At 39.0% G+C, this 24,807-nt stretch carries 20 protein-coding genes and 1 pseudogene; 3 read left to right on the top strand and 18 right to left on the bottom strand.

Translation table 11 applies throughout. The features are described 5' to 3' along the window. Nucleotides 1-30 precede the first annotated feature (30 nt). Together AWM74_RS09145 and AWM74_RS09140 are read right to left on the bottom strand one after the other, a co-directional pair. Nucleotides 31-1,419: an MFS transporter gene (locus AWM74_RS09145; protein WP_026466054.1), complete on the bottom strand. Its 1,389-nt coding sequence runs from the start codon at nt 1,417-1,419 to the stop codon at nt 31-33. Between the two features lie 421 nt (nt 1,420-1,840). Next, on the bottom strand, nt 1,841-3,193 hold the full coding sequence (locus AWM74_RS09140) for a D-serine ammonia-lyase (RefSeq protein WP_026466053.1): 1,353 nt from the start codon (nt 3,191-3,193) through the stop codon (nt 1,841-1,843). Nucleotides 3,194-3,515: 322 nt separating this feature from the next. Between AWM74_RS09140 and AWM74_RS09135 the strand changes: the two genes are divergently transcribed. After that, a complete protein-coding gene (locus tag AWM74_RS09135) occupies nt 3,516-3,794 on the top strand; it encodes a chorismate mutase (RefSeq protein ID WP_026466052.1) in 279 nt (92 codons plus the stop codon). Nucleotides 3,795-3,847: 53 nt separating this feature from the next. Here the strand turns inward: AWM74_RS09135 and AWM74_RS09130 are convergent, their stop codons facing one another. The 3 genes from AWM74_RS09130 to AWM74_RS09120 all read right to left on the bottom strand — a co-directional run bounded on the left by AWM74_RS09130 (nt 3,848) and on the right by AWM74_RS09120 (nt 7,533). Further along, the gene (locus AWM74_RS09130) at nt 3,848-4,765 is read right to left on the bottom strand and encodes an alpha/beta hydrolase (protein WP_026466051.1); all 918 of its coding nucleotides are present in this window, start codon (nt 4,763-4,765) and stop codon (nt 3,848-3,850) included. Between the two features lie 109 nt (nt 4,766-4,874). Then, complete coding sequence (gene galT, locus AWM74_RS09125; protein WP_026466050.1) at nt 4,875-6,356, bottom strand: UDP-glucose--hexose-1-phosphate uridylyltransferase; 1,482 nt, start codon at nt 6,354-6,356, stop codon at nt 4,875-4,877. A gap of 4 nt (nt 6,357-6,360) precedes the next feature. Continuing rightward, nucleotides 6,361-7,533, bottom strand: coding sequence for a galactokinase (locus AWM74_RS09120; RefSeq protein ID WP_026466049.1), 1,173 nt, complete (start codon nt 7,531-7,533; stop codon nt 6,361-6,363). 138 nt (nt 7,534-7,671) lie between these two features. On the opposite strand from AWM74_RS09120, the gene AWM74_RS09115 reads away from it, so the two are divergent. Beyond that, a complete protein-coding gene (locus AWM74_RS09115) occupies nt 7,672-8,670 on the top strand; it encodes a LacI family DNA-binding transcriptional regulator (RefSeq protein ID WP_026466048.1) in 999 nt (332 codons plus the stop codon). Nucleotides 8,671-8,726: 56 nt separating this feature from the next. Here AWM74_RS09115 and dexB read toward each other — a convergent pair. The 7 genes and pseudogenes from dexB to AWM74_RS09080 all read right to left on the bottom strand — a co-directional run bounded on the left by dexB (nt 8,727) and on the right by AWM74_RS09080 (nt 18,279). Beyond that, nucleotides 8,727-10,340 (bottom strand): annotated as a pseudogene (gene dexB / locus AWM74_RS09110) (glucan 1,6-alpha-glucosidase DexB). 124 nt (nt 10,341-10,464) lie between these two features. Then, the gene (locus AWM74_RS09105; protein ID WP_026466047.1) at nt 10,465-11,598 is read right to left on the bottom strand and encodes an ABC transporter ATP-binding protein; all 1,134 of its coding nucleotides are present in this window, start codon (nt 11,596-11,598) and stop codon (nt 10,465-10,467) included. 14 nt (nt 11,599-11,612) lie between these two features. Next, the gene (gene gtfA / locus AWM74_RS09100; RefSeq protein WP_016897138.1) at nt 11,613-13,058 is read right to left on the bottom strand and encodes a sucrose phosphorylase; all 1,446 of its coding nucleotides are present in this window, start codon (nt 13,056-13,058) and stop codon (nt 11,613-11,615) included. A 27-nt stretch (nt 13,059-13,085) separates the two neighbouring features. Further along, nucleotides 13,086-13,919, bottom strand: a complete 834-nt coding sequence (locus AWM74_RS09095) for a carbohydrate ABC transporter permease (RefSeq protein ID WP_026466046.1) — start codon at nt 13,917-13,919, stop codon at nt 13,086-13,088. 12 nt (nt 13,920-13,931) lie between these two features. Further along, on the bottom strand, nt 13,932-14,798 hold the full coding sequence (locus AWM74_RS09090; RefSeq protein WP_016897140.1) for a carbohydrate ABC transporter permease: 867 nt from the start codon (nt 14,796-14,798) through the stop codon (nt 13,932-13,934). A gap of 13 nt (nt 14,799-14,811) precedes the next feature. Next, nucleotides 14,812-16,068, bottom strand: a complete 1,257-nt coding sequence (locus AWM74_RS09085; RefSeq protein WP_026466045.1) for an extracellular solute-binding protein — start codon at nt 16,066-16,068, stop codon at nt 14,812-14,814. Between the two features lie 12 nt (nt 16,069-16,080). Beyond that, entirely contained in the window at nt 16,081-18,279 is a 2,199-nt protein-coding gene (locus tag AWM74_RS09080; protein WP_026466044.1) for an alpha-galactosidase, read from the bottom strand. A gap of 136 nt (nt 18,280-18,415) precedes the next feature. Here AWM74_RS09080 and AWM74_RS09075 point away from each other — a divergent pair, with 136 nt between their 5' ends. Then, entirely contained in the window at nt 18,416-19,243 is an 828-nt protein-coding gene (locus AWM74_RS09075; RefSeq protein WP_026466043.1) for an AraC family transcriptional regulator, read from the top strand. Nucleotides 19,244-19,308: 65 nt separating this feature from the next. Here the strand turns inward: AWM74_RS09075 and AWM74_RS09070 are convergent, their stop codons facing one another. The 6 genes from AWM74_RS09070 to AWM74_RS09045 form a co-directional block, all read right to left on the bottom strand. Beyond that, nucleotides 19,309-19,905, bottom strand: coding sequence for a nitroreductase family protein (locus AWM74_RS09070; RefSeq protein WP_026466042.1), 597 nt, complete (start codon nt 19,903-19,905; stop codon nt 19,309-19,311). A gap of 165 nt (nt 19,906-20,070) precedes the next feature. Next, entirely contained in the window at nt 20,071-20,823 is a 753-nt protein-coding gene (locus AWM74_RS09065) for an amino acid ABC transporter ATP-binding protein (RefSeq protein WP_026466041.1), read from the bottom strand. Between the two features lie 15 nt (nt 20,824-20,838). After that, nucleotides 20,839-21,507 carry an amino acid ABC transporter permease gene (locus AWM74_RS09060; protein ID WP_201784319.1) on the bottom strand — a complete coding sequence of 223 codons (669 nt, stop codon included), beginning with the start codon at nt 21,505-21,507 and terminating at the stop codon, nt 20,839-20,841. A gap of 81 nt (nt 21,508-21,588) precedes the next feature. Next, nucleotides 21,589-22,089: a GNAT family N-acetyltransferase gene (locus AWM74_RS09055; protein ID WP_034258188.1), complete on the bottom strand. Its 501-nt coding sequence runs from the start codon at nt 22,087-22,089 to the stop codon at nt 21,589-21,591. Then, on the bottom strand, nt 22,079-23,452 hold the full coding sequence (purB, locus tag AWM74_RS09050; RefSeq protein WP_026466038.1) for an adenylosuccinate lyase: 1,374 nt from the start codon (nt 23,450-23,452) through the stop codon (nt 22,079-22,081). The genes AWM74_RS09055 and purB overlap by 11 nt, the downstream gene beginning before the upstream one ends. Continuing rightward, nucleotides 23,434-24,795, bottom strand: a complete 1,362-nt coding sequence (locus AWM74_RS09045; RefSeq protein ID WP_051218245.1) for an MmgE/PrpD family protein — start codon at nt 24,793-24,795, stop codon at nt 23,434-23,436. The genes purB and AWM74_RS09045 overlap by 19 nt, the downstream gene beginning before the upstream one ends. Between the last annotated feature and the right edge of the window lie 12 nt (nt 24,796-24,807).

Raw genomic sequence — 24,807 nt, 5'->3', positions numbered from 1 at the left:
TTGAATAAAGCATTCATTTTACAAAAAGAATTATTTGGTTTCGCTTTCGATAATACGTGTATTTTCGTTTACTTTTTGTTTGTTTAGCGGATACATGAATAACAAGATTAAACCTGCTGCTAATAGTAATCCACCTGGTAATATTGTACCAAGGCTGTAGATACTATTCGCTACTTCAGCAGTTTGTTGTTCAGCACCTGAAACATAACCAATTTGTGTTAGTAAAGCACCGGCTAAGAGACCAGCAATCGCTTGACCTACTTTACGTGTAAATGAGTAAACTGAGTAGATTGTACCATCTTTACGTGTACCACGTTTGATGTAGAAGTCATCAATAACGTCTGTTACGTAAGAGTACATTGCCATAGTGTAGTAACCCATAACCATACCAGCAACGATAACTAAGATGGCAAATACTAATGGATTTTGAATTCTTAATACGAAAGCAATGACATAGATTAAGCCTGCACCGATTAGGGCGAATGATCCAGCTTCTTTTTTACCAAATTTTTTCGTAATTGAACTTACAAATGGTGCGATTAATAAAGCACTTAAAGTCATACCTGCAGTGGCAATTGTTAAGATACGTGTATTTTGGAAGTAGTCTAAGTACATGTACTGTAATAATTGACCTAATGAGATTAAACCAGCCAACATAAACATTGTAGAGAACATTAAACCTAAGAATCCACGGTCTTTAATCAATTCACCAAGGTCAGATAACATTTGTCCGACACTGAATTTTTCACCTTGTGGTAATTCAACACGTTCTTCAACCATACCGTAACAAGCTAAGTAACATAAAGCAGCGGCTAAACCTAAGGCAACACCTAACCACATGAAGTTATCAGCTAATACTTTACCGTCTGCACTATAGGCAATTAATGGTACAACGAAACCTAAACTAAATTGGATTAAAGTAGATCCCATTGAACGGAAAGTAGATAAGTTCGCACGGTCTTCTGATTTACCAGATACCACAGATGCTAATGAACCGTAAGGAATGTTGATTGAAGTATAGAAAATTGATCCCCATAATAAATAAGTAACAAACATATAAATAACTTTAGCTGTTGGTGTCCAGTCTATAATGAAACTGTTATACATTAAAGCGCTTGCAATTCCGACCGGTAAAGCCATTCTACGTAACCAAGGTTTAAATTTACCTACGCGAGTTGTAACAGCATTATCCGCAATAACACCCATACCAACATCAGTAAAAGCATCAACTAAACGAGCGATACCAAATAGTGTACCAACCATTGCTGGTGAAACACCCATAACGTTTGTATAGAATACCATGAAATAGTTTGAAGCAAGGAAGAATGTTAGATCGTTACCGATATTCCCAATCAAATAACCTAGCTTGTCGCGCATGCCGAAAGAACGGCTTACTCTCAATTTATTTTCTTGACTCATAATAACCTCCACAATTTTGTCTCAAGTGATTTTTGCAAATTTCACAATATAAATTAATTAGTGCACTTATTTATAGTTAATATTGTACTCAATAGCGTCAAGAATGTAAACGGTTTATTATTAAAATTGCAAACTTATTTTTAAGAAACATCAAAGGATTGTAGGTTTTAACAAGATTCTTAAAGTACAACTTTAATTTAAACTCCGGCTTTTGGACAAATTTTACAACTTTTAAGAACAAAAGTTGTTCTTTTTAAAAACACTCTTTTTGCAATCTGATAATTTTTTGCAATATTTTAGCTTTTGAGATATAGGTTGAGAGCAATTGTTGCTAAAAATTGGGCAAAATAAAAAAGAGTAAGTGAGCTTTGACACTCAATTACCCTTTTCTTCTATAGTGATTTCGACTTATCGATTCACACTATTGATTGGCTTTACTATTTTCGTAGAATAACACTTGCTCGTCTGCTGGTACCATTGACCCACCAGTTGCCCACGCAATATGGGTCATGTTAGCTACTTTATCTGTTAAGTTCTTGTGACGCAGATAGTTTTGCCCCGCTTCAGTAGTGAAGAGTCTTTGTGGACCAACTAATCCTGCTGTGGCTGCTGGCTCTACAAAAATATCTTCTACATCTTTCAGTGTTGTTAATAGGCGATTAGACTCTTTGTCAGTCAATGTATAACCACCATCAAAGATACCTGACATTAATTTAGCCACGATTTGAGAGGTTCTAGGTACTGCTAGACCGTCCATAACGGTTAAGCCATCAATCCCAAAGTCATAGACTGAAATATCTGCAAATTTCTTAGAGATTAACCCTAGTAACATAGATGGTACATGAGTTGGTTGAGCAAAGAAGCAGTGAACATGATCACCGTAAATTTGTTTCAAACCATAAGTAATACCACCTGGACTACCACCCACACCACATGGTAGATACACCATAAGTGGATGGTCTTCATCGACAACGATTCCTTGATCAGCTAACTGTTTTTCTAGTCTTGACGCTGCAGTTGTATAACCTAAGAACAATTGAATTGAATGTTCGTCATCAATAAAGTAAGCATAGGGATCTGATTGAGCTGATTGACGCCCTTGGTCTACGGCTTCTGTGAAGTTGGTCTTATGTTCGATAACTTGGACACCGTGGCTTCTTAGGTAGTCTTTCTTCCATTGCTTGGCTTCGTGGGACATATGAACTTGGACATTGAAGCCTATTTTGGCAGACATCACACCTGAAGATATACCAAGATTACCAGTCGTCCCAACTACTACAGTGTACTGTTTAAAGAAATCTTGGAATGTCTTAGTCGCAAATTTCGAATAGTCATCGTCATAACCTGATAATAATTTCTCTTCAAAGGCTAATGCTTCAGCATGATGCAAGACTTCATAAATAGCCCCTCGAGCCTTAATAGTACCGGCAATCGGTAATAAGTCATCCCGTTTTAGGAACATTTGGCCAGGAAATGAAAAATCATAAGTGGTTTCTAACGCGTTCTTGAATTTGTCAATGTCAGAAATTGGCGATTCAATCAGACCATCTAAAGCCACCGTATCTTCGAAGACTGCTTTGATAAATGGTGCAAATCGTTTTAATCGTGCCTCTGCGTCTTTAATCTCTAGGACTGACACATCCAGTTGCCCTTTTAAGTTCTTGAAAGGTACATGGCTATCATTCTCCCAAAAAACGGGCTTACGGTCACGAATATCACCTAATGTTCTTTGATTCACCTGTTCTCTTGTTTTAGATATAGATTCTGTTGACATATCTATCCACCCTTCATATTATTTATTTTGTATAATGCACATTTTTCAACTCAAAAATCATAACGATTTTTTCCGCGTTCGTCAATAAATTTAGATAGTGTAGACAATCCCCATTTGCAATTGCTTTTGATTTGGTCCTTACTTATAATGGATTAGACGAAGTAGTAATGTTTAAATCAATATTATGAAAAATAAATATCTTAGATAAAGTGGATTGTTCGGACAAGCTAGCTAGTATATTGTCTTCGTCATCCGCCTCCCGATATAAAATTCTAGACTTACAAAAATCACAAAGTTAAATGACCCATTAAAGGAGAAAGACATGTTAGAAAAAGAACGTACAGAGATTGACCGCCTTGACCGAGAAATCGTGAAATTATTTGAGGAAAGAACGAAAATGGTTGAACAGGTAGCTGAAGTTAAGCTAGCAAATAATAAAGACATTTTAGATGCTGGTCGTGAAGCGTTAGTCATTGAGAAAGTTCAAGGCTACTTAGAAAACCCTGAACTAAAAGAAGAATTAGCTGATTTATATACTGAAATCATGCGTATATCTCGCGGTCATCAGGAGCATTGGATGGCTCAACAAGAAGAAAAATAACCGCAAAATAAAAACGGCAACTTTCATAATGAGCTGGAGTTGCCGTTTTTGTTTTATTTTAAAATCAATTCTTTTAACCAAGTTTCTGCCAAAGGTATCCATTGCGCGGCAGTTTTATTCACTTGATTGGGCATGGTTGCAGAAAGCTCGTTAGCCACTGAAAGGCCGTGTGGTCCTTCTTGGAAGATATGCATTTCAAACGGAATGTGATTTTCTTCTAATGCTAAGGCTAGTGATAAGGAATCACGTACGTTAACAACATCATCTTCACGTGTTGCCCAAATAAAAGTTGGTGCAGTATGTTCATTCACAGTAGCTGGGACAGAATAACGTTCAATTTCTGCTTCACTAGGTAGTGGTTTTCCAAAGCAAGCTAAAGATATGGCTGTTGCATAGGCCTTGATATTTGGGTCAGAATTGGCAATGTTTTGGTGATAATAATAGGCAATATCAGTTAGGGCGTAGGCAGAAATATTAAATGCTGGTTTCAAGGCTTTGCCCTTCAAATTTGTTGCATTTTGAATCACATCTTCATGCCATACATTACTGTACATCCCGGTATTGTGACCACCAGCAGAAAATCCTGCTAGGCCAATCTTATCAGTATCAATGCGCCACTCAGTCGCATATTGATGCAAAATTTCAAATGCCTTAGCAGTTTCTTGTAGCGCATGGGGGAAAATAACATCAGGTTTAACCGGAAATTGCCCTTCTGCAATGATTTCTGCAGTTGTTTTCCCTTGCCCATAGACCGAATATCGCAAGACAAATGCGTGAAAGCCCATAGCATTAAATGCCAATGCCACTGGTTCAGCTTCTCTATCTGAACAGTACATATATGAACCACCGGGACAGATAATCACGGCCGGTCGTTCAATATTCACATTACTTGTGCGGATTGGATCAATCACGTAGCTAGTTAAGGTCACATCATCACGATCATTATATAGCTTTATTACTTCTTTTTGCATCAGACGTTCTCTCCTCTAAATTTCATTAATGCCATTATAGCATTTGATTTTCATTAGAGAAAAAGAAAACCCCCGTCTCCAAATAGCAAGAAACGAGGGCATCAAAAGTTTAAGAAACGATACCTACCGATTGAATAAATCGATTAAAGCCATCTTTTCCTGCTGGTGTATCTTTATACACACCAGCATCTTCTAAGACGCGTACAAAAACATTTGCAATTTCATCTTTTAAAATAGTATGCACTGTATCTGGAGTAAAAGTATGGTGATAATTTTGCTTTAATTCTTGTGCCCATGTTAAATGATAAGCTGCAATATTATTTTCTTTATCTAATAGATAGTCAGCAACTGCCGAGATTTCATCTTTTAAGCGTGATGGTAATATAGCTAAGCCCATTACTTCAATTAAACCGATATTTTCCTGTTTAATATGTTGCACATCTTGATGCGGATGATAAACGCCATCTGGATATTGTGATGAAGTATGATTATCACGTAAAACCAAATCTAGTTCGAATTTGTCCCCATTTTTGCGGGCGATAGGTGTAATTGTATGATGAGCTTCGTCCCCTGTATATGCAATTACATCTAGATTTGGATCTTCATATGTTTGCCAAGCCAGTCGGATTTTATCGGCCAGGGTCACCAAATCTCCGCGTTCTTTTCCTTGTAGACGTATCACAGACATGGGCCATTTGACAATCCCAGCTTGGATGTTTGGGTAACCTTCAAACGTGAATTGACTTTCAAAGGGTGCCTTAGCCATAGGGAAATCATGACGTCCCGTTTGATAATGATTATGCGTTAGAATTGAACCTCCTACAATCGGCAAATCGGCATTAGATCCAGCAAAATATCCAGGAAAAATAGCTACAATGTCTAATAATTGTTCAAATGTTTGTTTTGAAATAACCATGGGGACATGCTGTGTGTTTAATACAATACTATGCTCATTGAAATAGGCATATGGTGAATATTGGAACCCCCACTTCTCATCGCCTAATTGAAGACGAATAATTCTGTGGTTAGCGCGCGCCGGATGGTTGATTCGTCCTTGGTACCCTTCATTTTCCATGCATAGCTGGCAAAGAGGATAACTAGAAGATTGCGCTTTTTTGGCGGCGGCGATTGCCTTGGGATCTTTTTCAGGTTTTGAAAGGTTAATGGTAATTTCCATTGGTCCATAGGCTGTTTGACTTGTATACGCAATGTTCTTAGCAATGGCCCCTACTTTAATATAGTCATTACGTTGACTCAGCGCATAAAATTCCTGGATGGCCTGTTCTGGAGAAATTTGATAGGTATCCCAAAAGTGTTGATTTAAAACACTAGGGGCTGGCGTGATAAAATCCATTAATGCAGCGCCTAAAGTATCTCGCTCTTCTGTTAAATCCCCTACTTTTCCGTTGTCAACAGCAACATCTACTAAGGCATCACGTAAGGAAATAAGGGTGGTTCTAGTTGTTTCTTGATTGGCACCTGCTTCACCAGTTAATGCTAAGATTCGATTGCGTAAATAAAAATGGTCGTCTATTGTATAATCACTATTTTCAATAACCTGTGTAACAAAGGCATCAATTAGTTTTGCCATGTCATCATCTCCTTGTTAGTACACGCGCGCCACTTGAGATTTCTGCGATATAAAATTGTGGTGGATAGCCGATTGTTTCAGTATATACACATCCTACTTGCTCTTTAAAAGCATCCACCTTGTCTTTTGCGACGATGGCAATGCCACATCCTCCAAATCCTGCGCCCGTCATACGCGCGCCTAATACACCCTCCTGTGCCCATGCTGTATGGACCAGGGTATCTAGCTCGATTCCGGTAACTTCATAATCGTGTTCTAATGATACATGGGAGGCATTCATTAAGCGACCAAATGCTAATAGATCCCCAGTTTGCAATGCTTGTCGTGCAAGTGACGTTCGTTGGTTTTCCCAAACAGCATGTCGTGCACGTTTCAAACGATTACTATCTTGAACTAAATAAGCATATTGATCAAAGGTGTTGGCATCAATCGCACCCAGTGAATCAATGGTCAACTTTTGGTTAAGTTCGGCGAGTGCTGTTTCACATTCAGTCCGGCGTTCATTGTATTTAGAATCGGCTAATTCACGGCGTTTATTGGTATTCATGATTACAATTACGTTATCAGCTAAATCTAGCGGAACGAGTTCATAGTCGAGAGAATTTGTATCCAGATAAATCGCACGTTTATCTGCCCCCATCCCGACGGCAAATTGATCCATAATACCCGAATTGACACCGATAAAATCATTTTCGGTTTTTTTACCAATTTTTACTAAATCTAGTCTTTCTAGTGTTAAATCATACAATTCTTCCGCAACTATCCCTGTGAGTAATTCAAGTGAAGCTGATGATGAAAGACCGGAACCATTTGGAATATTCCCATATACGTATAGGTCAAAACCGGTATCAATTGGATGACCCGCTTCTATTAAAAATTTAATGACCCCTGTAGGATAGTTCGTCCAACCGTCTTCCTTTGTTAGAATCAGTTGATTTAGGTTAATTTCAATAATGCCATCATCTTTGAAATTTGCTGAATAAAAGCGACAGATTTGGTCATCTCGTTTACGGGCAACACCATAAGTGCCCAGTGAAATAGCTGCTGGGAATACGTGGCCCCCGTTGTAATCTGTATGTTCACCAATTAGGTTAATACGTCCTGGTGAGAAAAAAGTTGCATCAGCTTGTTCGTTGAAAATGTCTGTAAAAGCTTGATTTAATGTTGTCGTGTCCATAAGCAATCTCCTTGATTTATATGATAATTTTATTATAGATTATTCAGATAAAATATTCGATATATTTACTAAACTTTTACTAATGTAGTTGCAAATATGTTACAATGGATAAAAATACATGATAAAGGAAGTAAGGATATGGCTACTCTTAAAGATATTGCAAAGTTAGCAAAAGTTTCGCAAGCGACCGTTTCACGAGTGTTGAACCGTGATGAAACCCTTTCTGTTGGTGAAGACACGAAACATCGTATTCTAGCCATTGCAGACGACTTAGGCTATACCAAACATCAAAAGACGACGAATATACCAAAACAGCGACAAAAAATTGCTGTTGTCCAATGGTATAGTGAGCAAGAAGAATTAAATGATTTATATTATTACGCTATTCGGATTGGGATAGAAAAACGTGCCGAAGATTTAACCTATGACATTGTCCGTTATTTCAATAATCAAATTATTCAAATTGCTGATGATATTGCTGGAATTATTGCCATCGGTAAATTTTCTAATCAACAAATTAAACGGTTAGAGTCCTATAATCGCAAATTGGTTTTTGTGGATTCAGATACCTTAAATGCTGGTCATCCCTGTGTGACAACTGATTTTGATAATGCCGTGATTCAAGTATTAGATTATTTTATGCAGCATGGGTTAACATCGATAGGTATGATTGCCGGTGAAGAGAAAACGACAGATGGTAAGGAACAGTTAATTGATCAACGGTTCAGAACTTTCCGAAACTATGCATCTGAACTTGGTGTTTACCATGCAAAATATACGTATATTGGTGATTTTTCAGCACAAGCTGGGTATGATTTGATGAAACAGGCCATCACTGAACATGGAGAAGCCCTTCCACAAGCTTTCTTTGTGGCCAATGATACATTAGCTATTGGTGCTTTACGTGCCCTTCAGGAGGCGCGTATTGCTGTCCCTGAACGGGTGAGTCTTATTTCATTTAATGATACCCCGTTGACGAAACAGATTTTCCCCGCCCTATCTAGTGTGACCGTTTTCACTGAGGAAATGGGTCGAATTGCTGTGGATACCCTGAATCGTCAATTGATAAACCCGGAAGTAGTACCTACTATGACTAGACTTGCCACTCGGTTAACAATACGTGATTCTAGTGGATAAATATCAAAAAAGGGTAACCGCAAACGATTGCGGTTACCCTTTTTTGATATTATTTTTTATTTTGTCAGCTTAACACAAAATGCATCCCAAGCATCCAAGGTGATTTGTTGTAAATCGGTTGGCACCACATGATTGCTGATAATAATTGTTTCATACGTACCATTAAAACTAAATGTTTGTGCTACATCAGATACATTCACGACTACTAAGTATGCTTCACTTGGTGTTCTTCGGATGTAGGCAAATACTTTATCGCTAGTATCTAATAGCTCAAAATCGCCATCGATTAACCATTCTGAAGTTTGGCGTAATTGAACCAATTTTTGATAAGTATAAAAAATACTGTCCTGATCAGCTAAGGCGTTTTTGACGTTAATTTCATGATAATTTGGATTTACTGGTAGCCAGGTTGTGTCTCCACTTGAGAATCCGGCATGTTTCGTTTCATCCCACTGCATAGGTGTCCTAGCATTGTCTCGACCAATCATGCGGATACTGTCCATGACTTGCCCCATAGATTGACCATTTGCCGTAGCTTCTCGTGCATAGTTTAAGGATTCAATATCATCAATTTCATCTAAATTGTTAAAAGGATAATTGGTCATTCCTATTTCTTCACCTTGGTAAATATAAGGTGTACCTCGCATCAGATGTAGGAGAATGGCTAATGCCTTGGCTGATTTCACTCTATTTGGGCCAGTTGAGCCCCAAATAGAAAGGACGCGTGGTAAATCATGGTTGTTCCAGAATAAAGAGTTCCAACCTTGACCAATCCCTAATTCTGTCTGCCATTTATTAAAAATCTTTTTTAATGCAGGTACATCTAGTTCGTCTTCAAAATCCCATTTAGCTGCATCCGGCTTATGTTGCAGACCAATATGCTCGAACTGAAATACCATAGATAGTTCATGACTGTCAGGATTTGAGTATAATTGGGCAATTTCCGGCGTAGCACCCCATGTCTCACCTACAGTTAATAATTCATGTTTACCAAAGGAAGCAGTGTTCATTTCCTTGATGTAATCGTGTAATTTAGGGCCATTATTGACAATCCCTTGATCAGGAACTTTACCAATCATGTCGATAACATCCATACGGAACCCACCGATACCTTTGTCGATCCAAAAGTTCATCATATCATAAATTTTTTGACGTAAAGAGGCGTTCTCCCAGTTTAAATCAGGTTGTTTTTTGCTGAAGAAGTGCAGGTAATATTGACCAGATGCTTCATCTTTTTCCCATGCTGAGCCACTAAATATTGAAGTTAGGTCATTAGGTTCGTCACGCCAAATATAATAATCACGTTCTGGGCTTGTCGGATTGTCGCGGGCTTCCACGAACCAGGCATGTTCATCTGATGTATGGTTTACGACGAGGTCCATGATAATACGAATACCACGTTGATTGGCTTCGGCTAGTAACAAATCCATATCATTCATGTCACCAAACATGTCTGCTATCGCTTCATAATTCGCAATATCATAACCGTTATCGTCCATAGGGCTATCATAAACTGGTGATAACCAGATGGCAGTTATGCCCAATTCTTACAAGTAGTCTAATTTGCTGGTAATGCCCTTTAAATCCCCAATACCATCGCCATTCGCATCTGCAAAGGATTTAGGATAGATTTGATAGATAGTTGCTTTGTGCCACCAATGTTTTTCCATTTCACGCACTCCTTATGATGTTTTATGTTGTTAAGTCCATTCTACCAGTTTGTGCAAGCGTTTGCATTAATAATGTCAAAAATAGCTGGGAAGTTTTGTCCCCAGCTAAGATATGCTTCGCATATTAACGAATTGCTTGTTCTGTTGCCAAGTCGAAGAAATGTCCCTTCGTAATGTTAAAGGTTAGGGCAACTTTGTCACCCGCTTCAAATGTGTCACGAGCAGATACACGTGCAACGTATTCAGTTTGACCTAATTTTAGGTATAACATGGTTTCAGGACCAAGTAATTCAGAAACGACTACCTCACCTGTCACGGTATCCTCTGGGTAGGCTTCAATGGCAATATTAGTATCCAAGATATCTTCTGGACGAATACCGAAAATGACTTCTTTACCCAGGTAACCACGGTCACGTAAGATTTTAGCTTGGCCTTCTGGTATAGCAATGTCCAAACCATCTTGATTGGTAATACGATTCTCCCCTACTGTTACTGTAAAGAAGTTCATTGAAGGACTTCCAATAAAGCTAGCTACGAATTTACTTACGGGTTCATTATATAATTCTTGTGGTGTACCAATTTGTTCAATGCGACCAATTGTGCCTGAATCATCAGAATTTTTCGTTGCATTCATAATCACAATTCGATCTGCTAATGTCATTGCTTCGGTTTGATCATGTGTAACATAAATGGTCGTTGCCCCAATTTTACGAGTGATTTTGGCAATTTCTGTCCGCATGGAAACACGTAACTTGGCATCAAGGTTTGATAAAGGTTCATCCATTAGGAATACTTTAGCATCACGGACAATTGCTCGTCCCATAGCTACACGTTGTCGTTGCCCACCTGATAGGTCTGCTGGTTTACGTTGTAAGAAATCAGTTAAACCTAGTATTTCTCCTGCTTCATTCACGCGACGGTCAATTTCAACTTTGTCGTATTTACGTAATTTCAAACCAAAAGCCATGTTATCGTAAACCGTCATATGTGGGTATAAAGCATAGTTTTGGAATACCATCGCAATATCACGATCTTTAGGTGATTTGTTATTCACTACTTCACCATCAATTTTTAGTTCCCCCTGGCTTATTTCCTCTAATCCAGCGACCATACGTAATGTAGTGGATTTACCACAACCAGAAGGTCCGACAAATACAATGAATTCTTTATCTTTAATATCTAAATTAAAATCTTCTACAGCGTAGTCAGTGGCGTCGGGGTATTTTTTGTAAATATGGTTTAGGTTTAATTCTACCATGTTATACTCTCTTTCTATTCAAAATGAACGGGACGGTCGTTTTCAAAGATACTGTAGCGTAAATCAAGTAAGTTTATGTTTGCTTCAGCAATTACTGATTTGTCAGCATTATAGCGTGTAATGATTATCGTATGTGCATCCGGTGTAGCAACCTCGATACCACCAGCTAAATCAAAAGCTTCACTTTCATTACGGAAGGTAAATAATTGCAATAATTTTTGGACCAATGGACGTTGTATTTCACGTCCAATTTCATCACTAGTGTAATAGTGGCGATTGATATTACGCCCCTCTTTGGTATTTTCTAAGAGTTCTAGATCATTTTTACCAGCAAGTAGACCCACATAATACACTTGTGGAATTCCTGGTGCGAAAGCTTGAATCAATCGCGCGATGAAATATTTCTTATCATCGTCACCTAGCGCTGAATAATAGGTGGTATTGATTTGATAGATGTCTAAATTATTATATTCTGCAGAAGAATACTTGCGTTTAACGTTAGCCCCTACCTTATAAAGGGCTTTGGATGTAAAATCAATTTCTTCGTCGGTTAAAATATCCTTTACATCGACAACCCCTATTCCGTCATGGGTATCCAAGGTGGTAAATTGCTTCATGGGGCTCATCTTCAACCACTTAGCTAATTGGTCTGTGTTACCCGAGAACAGTGAATACAAGGTAACCATTGGTAAAGCAAAGTCATAAACAAAGTAGCCGTGATCAGCAAGTTTAAAAGGAATTGTATAGTGTTCATGAATTTCAGGTAAAATATCCGCGCCTGCTTCTTGGGCAACCGCTTGCACTCGGTCTAGTAAGTCCCAAATTTCTGGTTCCACGAAAAAATCATTGGTATCTAGTTTTTTAATTGCATAGGCAAAGGCATCAAGTCGAATCAAATCGCAACCGTTTGCCACTAGCTGTTCAATCGTATCTTTGATGAAGTCCATTGTGACTTGATGGCGTATATCTAGGTCGATTTGCTCTTCCCCAAAAGTATTCCATAAATGTTCCGTAGTACCATCGGCGAAGGTGATGGCTTGCATGGGGGCTTTATCTTTTCTTTTATAGATTAAGTCGATGTCGGCCTGTGTTGGTCGTCCACTTGGCCAGAATTTTTCCCATCTCAGAAATAAATCGGCATAGTCAGAAGCGTCCTTTTTCTCCTGAAAGTCTTTGTAATACGTGGACTGGCGGGAGATGTGATTAATCATAAAATCGAACATGAGATAGTATTTGTCACCTAGGGCTTTGATATCATCCCAGTTACCAAATGCTGGATCTACTTGACCGTAGTCAACCGGAGCAAACCCTCTATCACCTGTAGAGGGAAAGAATGGCAGTAGATGCACACCACCGATGGCTTGACCAAAATATTGGTCGATATTCGTCTTCAATTCTTTTAAGTTGCTACCTAAACTATCAGAATAGGTAATCAACATGGTTTTGTTTTGAAATGTCATGTATATGCTCCTCTTCTCAGTAGTAGATTATTTGATGGCCCCGTTGCTCATACCAGAGATGATATTCTTTTGGAAAATCAGGTAAACGATTGTGATCGTGATGATACCGACCACATATGATGCAAAACTTGGACCGTAATCGTTGAAGTATTGGCCTGTATAGTTGTACTGGAATAAAGGTAATGTCCACATTTCAGCATTTTTGTTTAGAATCAGCAAAGGTAGCATGAAGTCGTTCCAGAACCATAAAGCATTAATGATGAGTGTCGTTGCGTGCATTGGTTTCAGCATTGGGAAGATTATTTTACGATAAGTCGTAAAACGATCTGCACCATCAATCATAGCGGCTTCATCTAAACTATCCGGTACACTCAATTTGATATAGCCCACGTATAGGAATAAGGTTTGAGGAATGGCATATGTTAGGTACAAGATGATTAAACCCCACATATTTGCTAAGCCTAAGCGACTCATCATGACAGTGATTGGAATCATAATTACTTGGAATGGTACAAAGATTCCCAAGATCAATAGTGAATACATAATCGCAAAGGCTTTATGTTTCGACATGTTTCGGGCGATAGAATAGGCTGCTGCTGGGATAAATAGGGTTACAAGGATTACAGACAGTACCGTAATAACCGCGGAATTCCAGAAATAATGCCCTATACCATCTGCAATCAACCGAGCATAATTATCAAGTGTTGCTGGATTTGGAAAGGCAAAGAAATGTTGCATGATGTCTTGTGTTGTTTTAAATGATGAAAATACTGTCGCTAAAAGCGGAATCAAGATTAAGATTGCTCCAACAATTAGGAGGACGTATTTCCAAATTAGATTGAATCGTTCTTCATTTTTCATATGGTTTTCCTCCTAGATTTCAAAGCGACGTGACAAGCGAATTTGAATAATAGAGACAACAGCGATAATTAAGAATAAGACGATGGCAATTGCGTTGGCATAACCATATTGATTACTCTTAAAGGCATAGTTGTAAACTAACAGACCGATTGAAGTTGTTGAATTACTTGGACCACCACCGGTTAAGGCAAAAATTTGATCAAAGGCTGTTAAGCCACCTTTTAATGCCATGATGAATACCATAGAGATACTTGGTAACAAGTACGGTAATTCGATACTGAAGAATGTTTGTTGGCTGTTAGCACCGTCAATGGCAGACGCTTCAATTATTTCTTCGGGAATGCTTTGTAAACCAGCTAAGAAAATGATAATTGGCATAGCCACACCTTGCCATAAAAGGACAAAGATAGCTGCAAATACGGCGCCACTAGTTGAACCTAGTAGAGACTCTTGTAACCAGCCAATATTCAGTGCTTGACCAATAGCCGGCAAACCATAGTTAAATACCTGTTTAAAAATTAACGATACGGTCAATCCGGAGAGCACTGCTGGAAAGAAATACCAGGCTCTAAAAAAGGTGCGTCCCTTGATTTTTGAATTTAATAACCGGGCAATTAAAATGCCAATCACAATTTCACCGACGATTAAAGACACAGTTAAAATCAAGGTGAATCCAATTGCTTTCATAAATTTACTATCAGACATCAAGATAATGTAGTTGTTTAGGCCAACAAAATCAAAGTTATATGTTAACCCAGTCCAGTTGGTAAAACTGTAAAAGGCCCCCTGAAACATGGGGAAATAGAAGAAAATAGCTTGAAGTAGTAGTGGGACAATTAAAAAGGCCCAACCCCAATATTTATTAATTGTTTTTCTCATGTGATCTTTCCCCCTAGTCTAGGTCTGCTTTCATTGGATTGAAGAAGGCATTCAGTTCATCCGCTAAAGCTTCTATATCTTGCGTCATTAAGTAGTTGGCTGTTGCGGTGAAGAAATCATCTTCACTCGTCCAATGTTGCGCCATCCATACATAATGTTTGTCAGTGAAGGCTAGTTCATTTAAGGCTTTTAGTGGTGAATCACTATCTTCTTCCACCCCAATTACGGCAACTGGCGAACCATCCACGTCATAATATTTCTGCATAGGCTCTGGCGTTGTCATGTAGGCAACAAAAGTTTCTGCTGCTTCTAAATTTTCCGTCTCTGCAGCGATAGACAAGGCAAAATCACCAGCTCCCACAGTAGCACTTTGTCCGGGCTCTTCACCTGGGAACGCAAAGGTAGAAATTTCAAAAGTAGGCTCTTGTTGTCGCATCGCTGCTAGTGCCCATGATCCATTGGTCGTCATTAAAGCATCTTCAGATGTAAATGCAACAATGGCATCGTTATAAGAGGCACCTTTCCAATTAGCTTGTTGATTGCCTTCATCAGCCAGTAAATCTAGTTTTGCAGCATCAGCTTTTAAGATATCATCATCTGAGATACTGTTTGGTTGTGAATATCGCAAGTATTCATTTGCAGCATCGGCGCTGCCAGTTGTTGTAATTAAAGATAATTGATGGTAACCATTCAAGGTCCAACCTTCTGTCCCTGCGATAGAAAATGGTGTTTCACCGGCTGCCTTGATTTCATCCACTAGTTGGACAAATTCATCCCATGTTTCAGGCGCTTTTAACCCTAATGCTTCAAATTTTGTCTTATTGTAATATATGCCTGATACATTCGCTGTTAAGGGCACATTGTATACCTTGCCGTTAATGGCATATTTATCAGCGTATTGATTTTTTAAATTATCTAGATAATCTTGACCAGTCATATCATAGAAGTAACCAGCATTTGCCCATTCTTGGAAGTCAATATTTTGTGGATATAAGTTGATAACATCTGGAACGTCACCTGATAGCATTCTCGTTTTTAAGACAGTACCAGCATCCGGTACACTCGTCATTTGCACATCTATATCCGGATGTAATTTTTCAAAATCTTGAATAATTTCTTCTATAGTACCCTCCATCTCCTTCTTTTGATTAAAAAATTCAATGACCGTTTTGCCATTCGTACTTGTTTCTTCAGTATTACCGCATGCAGCTAACGCAAGCACACTGGCAGTGGCAATAACCAAATAACGGAGCTTTTTAAACGTTTTCATGCCACTTTCCTCCTAATTCATTGCTTTAAAATGATAACGGTGCGAAACAAAATCTTCTGTCATTGGCGCTTCATACCATCCCATCCACTCCAATTCGCTACCCGTAAAAACTTCTTTACTAGCCACATTTTCATAGATTTTATCTGATTGAAGTCCATGTAATTTCACTTGATGAATCGATGCTTGGGCTGTATTCAATACCCCAAAAGTAAAAACTAATATTTCAGATTTGTCTTCATTGGTAAACATCCATGCCGTTTCGTTACCTTCAAAAGGACTTTCTAAACGAGTGAAATCACCGTATTGTACGAGTGGTCGGATCTCTTTATAAGCGGCGACTTGTGTTTTGACTAAGTCTTTTTCTGCCGGACTTAGTTGCGTTAAATCTAACTCATAGCCCAATACACCACTCATTGCTACGTCACCGCGGGTATCAAACGGTGTAATACGCCCTGTTTGATGATTGGGTACTGCGGATACATGTGATGTCATCAATGAAGTTGGATAAAATAAGGATGTCCCGTATTGGATATTTAACCGTGCAATGGCATCTGTATTATCACTCGTCCATGATTGAGGCATGTAATATGCGAAACCAACATCAAAACGACCACCACCACCTGAACAACCTTCCCATAAAATATCAGGGTATTTTGTTGTTAAGTGTTCTAGCATTTCATACAAACCTAAAGTATATCGATGTAAGACTTCACCCTGTTTATGTGCAGGTAAATTGGCCGAATAAATATCTGAAATATGTCGGTTCATATCCCATTTAATATAGTCAATGTAGCCTTCATCTAAAATGGCTTCAATTTGGGCGATGACATTATCTCTAACCTCTTTACGGCCAATATCTAATACAAATTGTTGACGACTCGGGTATGGTGTTCGTCCTGGGACTGCTAAACGATAGTCAGGATGTTTACGTAATAATTCAGAATCTTCAGAAATCATTTCTGGTTCAAACCATAAGCCAAATTTTAAATCTTGACCGTGGACATAATCGGCAAATTGACGTAATCCTTTAGGGAATTTCCGTTTATCTACGAACCAATCTCCAAGTGAACTATCATCATTATCTCGGTGTCCAAACCAACCATCATCTAATACGAACATTTCAATACCTAATTGCTTGGCTTCATCTACGATTGGACGCAATTTTTCCTCGTTAAAATCAAAATAAGTTGCTTCCCAATTATTCACCAAGATTGGGCGAAGTGCGTGTTGATGATTTCCTCGAGCCACGCGGTCACGAATCAATCCGTGGAATGTTTGACTCATTTGATTTAAACCGTTATTGGCATACACCATGATGACTTCAGGTGTTTGGAAGCTTTCGCCGGATGCAAGTTGCCAAGAAAAAAGTTCTTCATTAATACCAATCACCACACGGGTTTGTTGAATCTGATCGCGTTCAATTTCTAACGCATGATTTCCTGAATATACAAGCGCAAAACCATAGGCTTCACCATGAAACTCGTCGGTATGTCTTTGCGCCAAAATCATCGTATTATTCATTTGATGACTTGAGGTGCCGCGACGACTTGCTAAACGTGTTTGGCCATATGTCAATGATTGTCGGCTAATATGACGTTCATTGACATGAGCTCCAGGTAAGGAAATCAAATCAAAATCTTGCGCAGGTAAATCGAGTGCCATAGATGCGATTTTATCAATCATAATAGTTTGATTGGAAATATTATGTAATTTTACTGACCGCGTTATGACAGAACGTTCAGCATATATGGTATAGGATAATGCTAATTCAAGACCAGCACGGGCATCAACTAACCAAATGACTAACGTTTCAGCCTCATCATCATGGTCTACGTAAGATGACGGAAGTCCCTCTAGTTTGGGCTTGCCTGTAATAATTTCGTAGCGATTATATATGAATCGAGTGGCTTGACTACCATTCCCTTGTTTCACTAATATTGCTGGAATACGGTAGTCACCTTCACCAGTGCCACTATATTCTCTCAGCAAAGTATCAGGTGAATAGCCTCTATCTATACTATCTGGTAAATTACCTGAAAAACCACGGTCTATACGTGGGTATTTTCTTTGTCCATGATAGTTTTCAATACGTGATCCGAAATACAGATGACTTAATAAGCCACCTTCTTCAACGCTTAACAGATATGAAATACTTGCATTTCTCAGGTGAAAAACCTGTGTTTCCGTATCAAATGTGATGAAATGAGCCATAATTTTCTCCTTTTGATTCATTAGTATTGATTTACTAATTTATTTACTAAAAGTTTACCAATAAGTAAGCGCTTTACAAATGGCATTTTGTTTCCTAAACATGGTATAATGTTGCCTAATTAGGGAGGCATAAAAGATGACTTTAAATACATACAATGAATTTGATAATAATAATTTTGATTTAAACATTGATCATTATGGGTTTGAATCCTGTCCCCCGAATTATGCTTTCGGTCCAAGCGTTCGTAATAACTTTGTACTACATTATATTATTGAAGGAAGTGGGCAATTCACCATATATAATAAGGTGACGTCATTAGGTGCTGGAGATATTTTTATCCTACCTAAAGATGCCGTCACTTACTATCAAGCAGATGGTGATCAGCCGTGGTCTTACATATGGGTTGGTTTTTCCGGATCGAGAGCGGAAAGCATTTTATTGCAATCTAGTCTTATGGCAAAATGTTTTGCCACAAGTCAAAAGGATTCAAAAATTTTGAATCAAATGTATCGTTTAATTGCCTATGCGGATAAAAAATTTACTGAAAGTAATGAATTAGAAATTATAGGTGAATTATATAAATTGTTGGCTTTCTTGATTGAAGAATTTCCAAACCAGGAAGCGCAGGAAAGTCATAACAACCACAAGAAGTATATGAAGCAAGCTTTGAAGATTATTCATAGTCAATATGATACCCCCCTACAAGTTACCACAATAGCTGAAAAATTAAATTTGAACCGCAGTTATCTTTATAAGATATTTAAGGAAGAAACAGGACAGTCAATAAAAGATTATATATTAATGGTCAAAATGAAGAAAAGTTGTGATTTGTTAATCAATTCCTCCTTGACCATTTCTCAAATTGCTAGTTCCGTGGGTTTTACTGATCCTTTAGCATTTAGTAAGGCATTTAAGAAAACTTATCAGGTTAGTCCCCTTCAATTCCGTAAAACCAATGAATGAACACAAAAAAGGATCACTTACCATGAGGTAAATGATCCTTTTTGTTAACGTCTAATATGACGTGATTATTTTAAGATAACTTGTTCTTCAGCAGCAATAACTTCTTTTTCTGCAGCAGGTGCTTCAATTGAACCGAATGGCATTTCAGCAACTAGTTCCCAAGCTTCAGGTAAATCTAACAATTCACGAATTGCTGCGTCAAATCCTTGCTCGTAGCCAATGTTGAAATGTTGTAAGTTTGCACCTAAACCTAATTCAGTTAATGCTAACCAAGCTGTTAATTGCGCATTTGCTGATTCGTGATTTTTGTAAACTGAACGACGTTCTGGGTTACCAGGGATACCTGCTTCAACAGCGTCACGGTCTTCGAAGAATAAGATTGTACCAACTGCTTCACGCGCACCATCCATGATTGGTGTCATGTAGTTTAATGTACCTTCGTCTAATACTTCTGTTTGTACACCTTTAATCAAGTCCCAAAGTTGTTGGTTTTTTTCACCAGAAACGACAACAACACGTACACCTTGTGAGTTAAATGCACTTGGTACAGTTGGAATCACTTCGTTTAAAGCAGCAGTTACATCTGAAGCAGTCACATCAGTGTTAGCACCGATAGCGTAATGAGAACGACGTTTAGTTAATAAGTCTTTAAAATCTGACATGTTAATTTTACTCCTCTTAAATCCATTTTTATCAATAACAAGTTCCATTTAGAACTATTTCCAGTCTACACGCTTACTTTTTAAAAGTCAATTAGTAAGTTCAATAATATACAATCTTATACTTTTAAGTTATAAAAAGTTTATTTTGTATGTATATTAAGCACTCTAAATCACGTATTCATTAACCCCAATATACTCTTTCAAGAATTGTTTAGTTCTCTCTTCTTTGGGATTTGTAAATATTTCTTCTGGACGACCTGATTCTACAACTACACCATCGTTCATAAAGACAACCCGGTCCGCCACTTTGCGGGCAAAATTCATTTCGTGCGTCACGATAACTAGTGTTGTGTGCCCTTTTGCCAGGTGTTCGATGGTTTCAAGCACCTCATTCACTAATTCTGGGTCTAAGGCAGACGTTGGCTCATCTAGTAGAATTGCTTTAGGTTGTACAGCAAGTGCCCGGGCGATACTTACGCGTTGTTGTTGCCCACCTGATAAAGTCACTGGGTATTGGTCTTTTTGTTTTGACAAGCCCACTTGTTTCAATAATTTTTCACCAAACTCAGCAGCTTCGTCTTTTTTCATGACATTATTTGAAATTAACGATAAAGTAACGTTCTCTAAAGCTGTCTTATTTCTGAACAAATTATAGTGTTGGAATACCATGGCAGTTTGCTGTCTTAAGGCAAAGGCATCTTGCTTCTTGATATCCGGTGCTATGACTTTAACCCCGTTAATTACAATGGTTCCTGATTCTGGTGATTCCAGTAAGTTTAAACTCCGCAAAAAGGTCGATTTTCCTGAACCTGACGGCCCGATAATTGCGACAACTTCCCCTTCATTCACTTGAAAGTCAATTCCCTTCAATACGGTGTTATCGCCAAATTTTTTCACTAATTTTTCAACTGTAATCATATTGGTACTCCTTTCCTAGCTGCGTTTGTAAGGAACAGCTATCTTGCGTTCTAGTTTGCCTTGTAACCATGAAATGATCACGATGATTACCCAGTAAATGAAACCAACTACAACATAGGTTTCAAAATACAGCATTGATGATGAAGCAATCAATTTCGCTGAAGCAAAGACTTCGGTTACCCCTAAAGTAAAGACGATTGACGATTCTTTAACTAGAGAAATAAAGACATTTAAAGTACCCGGTACAGCATTCACAACTGCTTGTGGGATGACTACAGTTTGGTAAATTTTCCAAGGTTTCATCCCTACTGATAAACCAGCTTCAATTTGTCCGCTATCTACAGAGTCTAGAGCTGCACGGAAGATTTCCGCTAAATAAGAGGCTTCTTTAAAAGATAAACCGATAATCGCTGCACTCATTGCAGACAAGTTAGACATAGACGGGAATAATTGTGGGAGCCCAAAGTAGATAATAAATAATTGCACAACGGTTGGTACCCCGCGGAATACAGAAATATATGCGGCTGATAAATTTGAGATAATTTTATTTTTGCTACGGCGACCAAAGGCTACGATTAACCCAATCACCACAGCGAAAAACATAGAGACAAACGCTAGAACAAGCGTTGTAGGTATGTAGCTAGCAACTTCTGGTAAGATTTCTAGCATGTATGGAAAATCCATATTCATTCACTTCCTTTTTGTAAATCCTTTGCATTCTTGTTGCCTATATCAGGCACTATCCTGGTTTCCAAATATGGAGAATTATATAAGGTTTTTTTGTAAATAAACAGTGATGTGCTTTTTATTGCCCAATCGTTTTCGGGCGAATTCAACAAAACCCCACCGCTCATACATGGCAACTAACCAGGGCAACTGATCAGCAGTCCCTAGCGTAACCACTGGGCATTTCAATTCATCACGTAAATAATCCTCTATATAATCAAATGTGATCCTAGCATAGCCGTGACCCTTAAAATCCGCATGAGTTGCCAAGCGTCCGATATGAGGATAAGGTTTAGGACCCGGTTCTGGCCCCCAAGGGTATCGTAAAGACACCCCTGACACCAAATCACCGTCTTCATTGAAGAGGCCAAATGTTGGCACACTCTTCAACCAGTGGATATTATCCGCTTGGCTTTCACTAGCCGCTTCAAAAGATATCACACTTTGGTCAATCGACCCGTAAGCCGAGTGAATCAAGTCTTGATAAGCTGGTTGGTCCGTCATATGTAATCGTCTAAACGTTAAATCCTTATTTACCATCAGCAAGACCTGCCTTAAAGGCTTGGTAAGCTGCTAGGACTTGGTCTACTTTCTCGTGGGCCAATCCTGTATAAGCACTCGGGTCTAACCACTGGTCAATTTCTTCAGGTTGATGGTTGGCAGAAATTTCAGCGTCATCTTTTAAAACGTCCCCAAAGTCAAGCCCCTCTTCAAATGATTGCATAGCTAAACTATAAACCTTAGCGTGGGCAGTTTGCTTACCAAGTGAGTCAGATAATTCAAACATGACTTTTTCAGACATAATTAAGCCAGCTTGCCGGTTTAAGTTGGCTTGCATCCGGTCTTCCCGTACAGTTAAACCGTCTAATACATTTTTCAAGGTATTTAACTGACCAGATAGGTAGATAGCAATTTCAGGTAAAGCCACCCACTCTTGGCGCCAATGCATAGCGTCTCGTTCATGTTCAGTACCCATTGATTCATGCAAAAGGGCGACCGATTTCAAAACTGGCGGCGTCAATGATGCTAGGCCTTCAAATAAAGCTGGGTTTCGTTTGTGTGGCATGGTTGAAGAACCAATCTCACCCTTACTAAAGGGTTCCTCAATTTCTCCAATATCCGTCCGCATTAAATTATAAAATTCATTCCCGATCTTACCAGCAGTTCCGCTAATTAATGCCGCAATATTACCAAATTCTGAAAAACGGTCACGAGCTGATTGCCAGCCGATATTAGGCGTATTTAGACCTAAAATGTCCATAGTCGCTGCTTCGAGCTGGCTACCTTTAGGCCCAAATGAGGCATATGTTCCAACCGCCCCGTTCATATTACCAACAAAAATTCGATCTCTAGATTCCTTTAAACGTTCTGCATGACGGATGAATTCATCCACCCAAACAGCAACCTTAAAGCCAAAAGTTGTTGGTAAGGCATGCATACCATGTGTTCGACCAATCATAACCGTATCCTGATGGGTTTTAGCTAGTTTAGCTAACAAGTCTAAAACAATCGCCACATCGCGCTCGATAATGTCATAGGCATCCCGCAATTGTAACATCATCCCTGTATCCACAATATCTTGGGTGGTAGCACCAAAATGGACAAATTCTCCCGCCTCACCAGATTGGCGTTCTAAGGCGTTTATCGTCCCCATTAAAGAATGACGTAAACGTGCCGATTCAGCAGCGATATCTTCAATATCATATAGGTCGACATTCGCTGCCTCTTTGATTTTAGCGGCAGCGTCAACTGGGATAATGCCCAACTGACCCTCTGCTTGAGACAGGGCTGCTTCTGTGTCTAATTGTTTTTGGATACGGGCTTTATCGTCCCATAAGGCGCGCATTTCTGCCGTCCCAAAATTATTGCCGATTGTGATTAAATCTAGTGCATGTGATCCCATGAATTGCCTCCGTTAATATGTTTTAAAAATGTGTTGATTTTTGTTTGATCCAGTGTTTGAATATCCCGCTGAATATTTTCAGCTAATAGTTTATTTTGCAGGCTGTCCGAAAGCTTATTAAATTGCATCTTGTTAGATAGGGGATTTTCCGGTGACCCAGTTGGATACCATACCTCTTCTTGGACAGATAAACCATCTTTAAAGGTGATTTTCACTGTCGAAGATAAGCCCTTGTCCGTTTCGGGGGTGATAATCCGCCTGTACTTAGCTAATTCGGCTTGAATACCCTCATCGATTGGGTCAGTCGTAAAGTCAGCTGGTTCATAGTAGCCCTTTTTCAAGCCCAGATAAGTAATATATTCTGCTGAAAACTTGCCTTCAAGTCCAGTGGTTGGTGTAGTGTAAACTAAAGCTGCGTCCCGGCCTGGGTTAAAGGAAATCGTCACCTGTTCAATATCTAAGAATTCGTATCCTGTTGTTCGGAAAATAGTCACTGCTGCGTCCGCCGCTCTAAAGGCTGCCGAACAAAATGGGTAGGCTTTAAACCATAGGCCCGGTTTGCATATCTGTAAGTCCCCATCCCATGATGCAGTTAGGACTTCCTGACCAGTCGCTTGGTCAATTTCAAAAATTTCAAATAGACCTCTGTCACCGAATAAAAAGTCTTCTGACCCTTGGACACCCTTTAAGGTCCAATCTACCGCTTCAATGGCATTTCTAGCTGCGATACCTGCTTGTAGCGGTTTGGCGTCTGTTCCAAACTGGAAGCGAAATCCTGAAGCCTGGCTGGCAACGAGTGAAAAAGCATTAGTAGCTTCACTTTCGTTTAAGTTCAAGTATTTGATTAAGGCTGCTGTTGCTGCAAAACCGCCGATGAATTCAGTTGCATGCCAGCCTTTTTGATAAAGGTCTGGATTGAATAAGTTCCCAAGCCGTCCACCAATTTCAACGCCGGCAATGTAGGCAGAGATGACGTCCTGACCATCGTCATTTGGATGGACAACCGCAAATAAGGCTGAAAGGATGACTGCACTAGCATGACCCCGCATGGACGGTTGGGTGTCGTCAATGTCTAAGTAATGGGCCCGAAAGCCGTTAACAAGGGCATGATGCCTAGAAGCAAAGGTAATCCTTTGCTTTTTATCTATTGGGCTGTTCGACGTGCAGTAAGTGAAAGGCTGGCCATTATTTAATTGCTTTGGTATTGCTTCCCTATTCGCAAAAAAGGAGGCAGCAAGATAATCTTGAATGCCCTTTTTCGCTTCCCGGACAGCATCTTCATTTGTTGTCGGGTCTGCTTCGATCAATTGTTTAATCCATTTGATCCCTAGGTTTTCATTCATATCTGCCCCTCC

The organism is Aerococcus urinaeequi (genome assembly GCF_001543205.1).
Taxonomy (GTDB): domain Bacteria; phylum Bacillota; class Bacilli; order Lactobacillales; family Aerococcaceae; genus Aerococcus; species Aerococcus urinaeequi.
The sequence above is the reverse complement of the archived record's forward strand: the minus strand, read 5'-3'. Positions and strand labels throughout refer to the sequence as shown.

Excerpts from the sequence above, each read along its gene's own strand:
- AWM74_RS09130 (WP_026466051.1), bottom strand. The coding sequence starts at position 4,765 with ATGCAAAAAGAAGTAATAAAGCTATATAATGATCGTGATGATGTGACC.
- AWM74_RS09075 (WP_026466043.1), top strand. The coding sequence starts at position 18,416 with ATGACTTTAAATACATACAATGAATTTGATAATAATAATTTTGATTTA.
- AWM74_RS09070 (WP_026466042.1), bottom strand. The coding sequence starts at position 19,905 with ATGTCAGATTTTAAAGACTTATTAACTAAACGTCGTTCTCATTACGCT.
- AWM74_RS09090 (WP_016897140.1), bottom strand. The coding sequence starts at position 14,798 with ATGAGAAAAACAATTAATAAATATTGGGGTTGGGCCTTTTTAATTGTC.
- AWM74_RS09055 (WP_034258188.1), bottom strand. The coding sequence starts at position 22,089 with ATGGTAAATAAGGATTTAACGTTTAGACGATTACATATGACGGACCAA.
- galT (WP_026466050.1), bottom strand. The coding sequence starts at position 6,356 with ATGGCAAAACTAATTGATGCCTTTGTTACACAGGTTATTGAAAATAGT.
- AWM74_RS09085 (WP_026466045.1), bottom strand. The coding sequence starts at position 16,068 with ATGAAAACGTTTAAAAAGCTCCGTTATTTGGTTATTGCCACTGCCAGT.
- AWM74_RS09060 (WP_201784319.1), bottom strand. The coding sequence starts at position 21,507 with ATGGATTTTCCATACATGCTAGAAATCTTACCAGAAGTTGCTAGCTAC.
- AWM74_RS09140 (WP_026466053.1), bottom strand. The coding sequence starts at position 3,193 with ATGTCAACAGAATCTATATCTAAAACAAGAGAACAGGTGAATCAAAGA.
- AWM74_RS09045 (WP_051218245.1), bottom strand. The coding sequence starts at position 24,795 with ATGAATGAAAACCTAGGGATCAAATGGATTAAACAATTGATCGAAGCA.
- AWM74_RS09080 (WP_026466044.1), bottom strand. The coding sequence starts at position 18,279 with ATGGCTCATTTCATCACATTTGATACGGAAACACAGGTTTTTCACCTG.
- AWM74_RS09135 (WP_026466052.1), top strand. The coding sequence starts at position 3,516 with ATGTTAGAAAAAGAACGTACAGAGATTGACCGCCTTGACCGAGAAATC.
- AWM74_RS09120 (WP_026466049.1), bottom strand. The coding sequence starts at position 7,533 with ATGGACACGACAACATTAAATCAAGCTTTTACAGACATTTTCAACGAA.
- purB (WP_026466038.1), bottom strand. The coding sequence starts at position 23,452 with ATGGGATCACATGCACTAGATTTAATCACAATCGGCAATAATTTTGGG.
- AWM74_RS09095 (WP_026466046.1), bottom strand. The coding sequence starts at position 13,919 with ATGAAAAATGAAGAACGATTCAATCTAATTTGGAAATACGTCCTCCTA.
- AWM74_RS09105 (WP_026466047.1), bottom strand. The coding sequence starts at position 11,598 with ATGGTAGAATTAAACCTAAACCATATTTACAAAAAATACCCCGACGCC.
- AWM74_RS09115 (WP_026466048.1), top strand. The coding sequence starts at position 7,672 with ATGGCTACTCTTAAAGATATTGCAAAGTTAGCAAAAGTTTCGCAAGCG.
- AWM74_RS09145 (WP_026466054.1), bottom strand. The coding sequence starts at position 1,419 with ATGAGTCAAGAAAATAAATTGAGAGTAAGCCGTTCTTTCGGCATGCGC.
- AWM74_RS09065 (WP_026466041.1), bottom strand. The coding sequence starts at position 20,823 with ATGATTACAGTTGAAAAATTAGTGAAAAAATTTGGCGATAACACCGTA.
- gtfA (WP_016897138.1), bottom strand. The coding sequence starts at position 13,058 with ATGACATTTCAAAACAAAACCATGTTGATTACCTATTCTGATAGTTTA.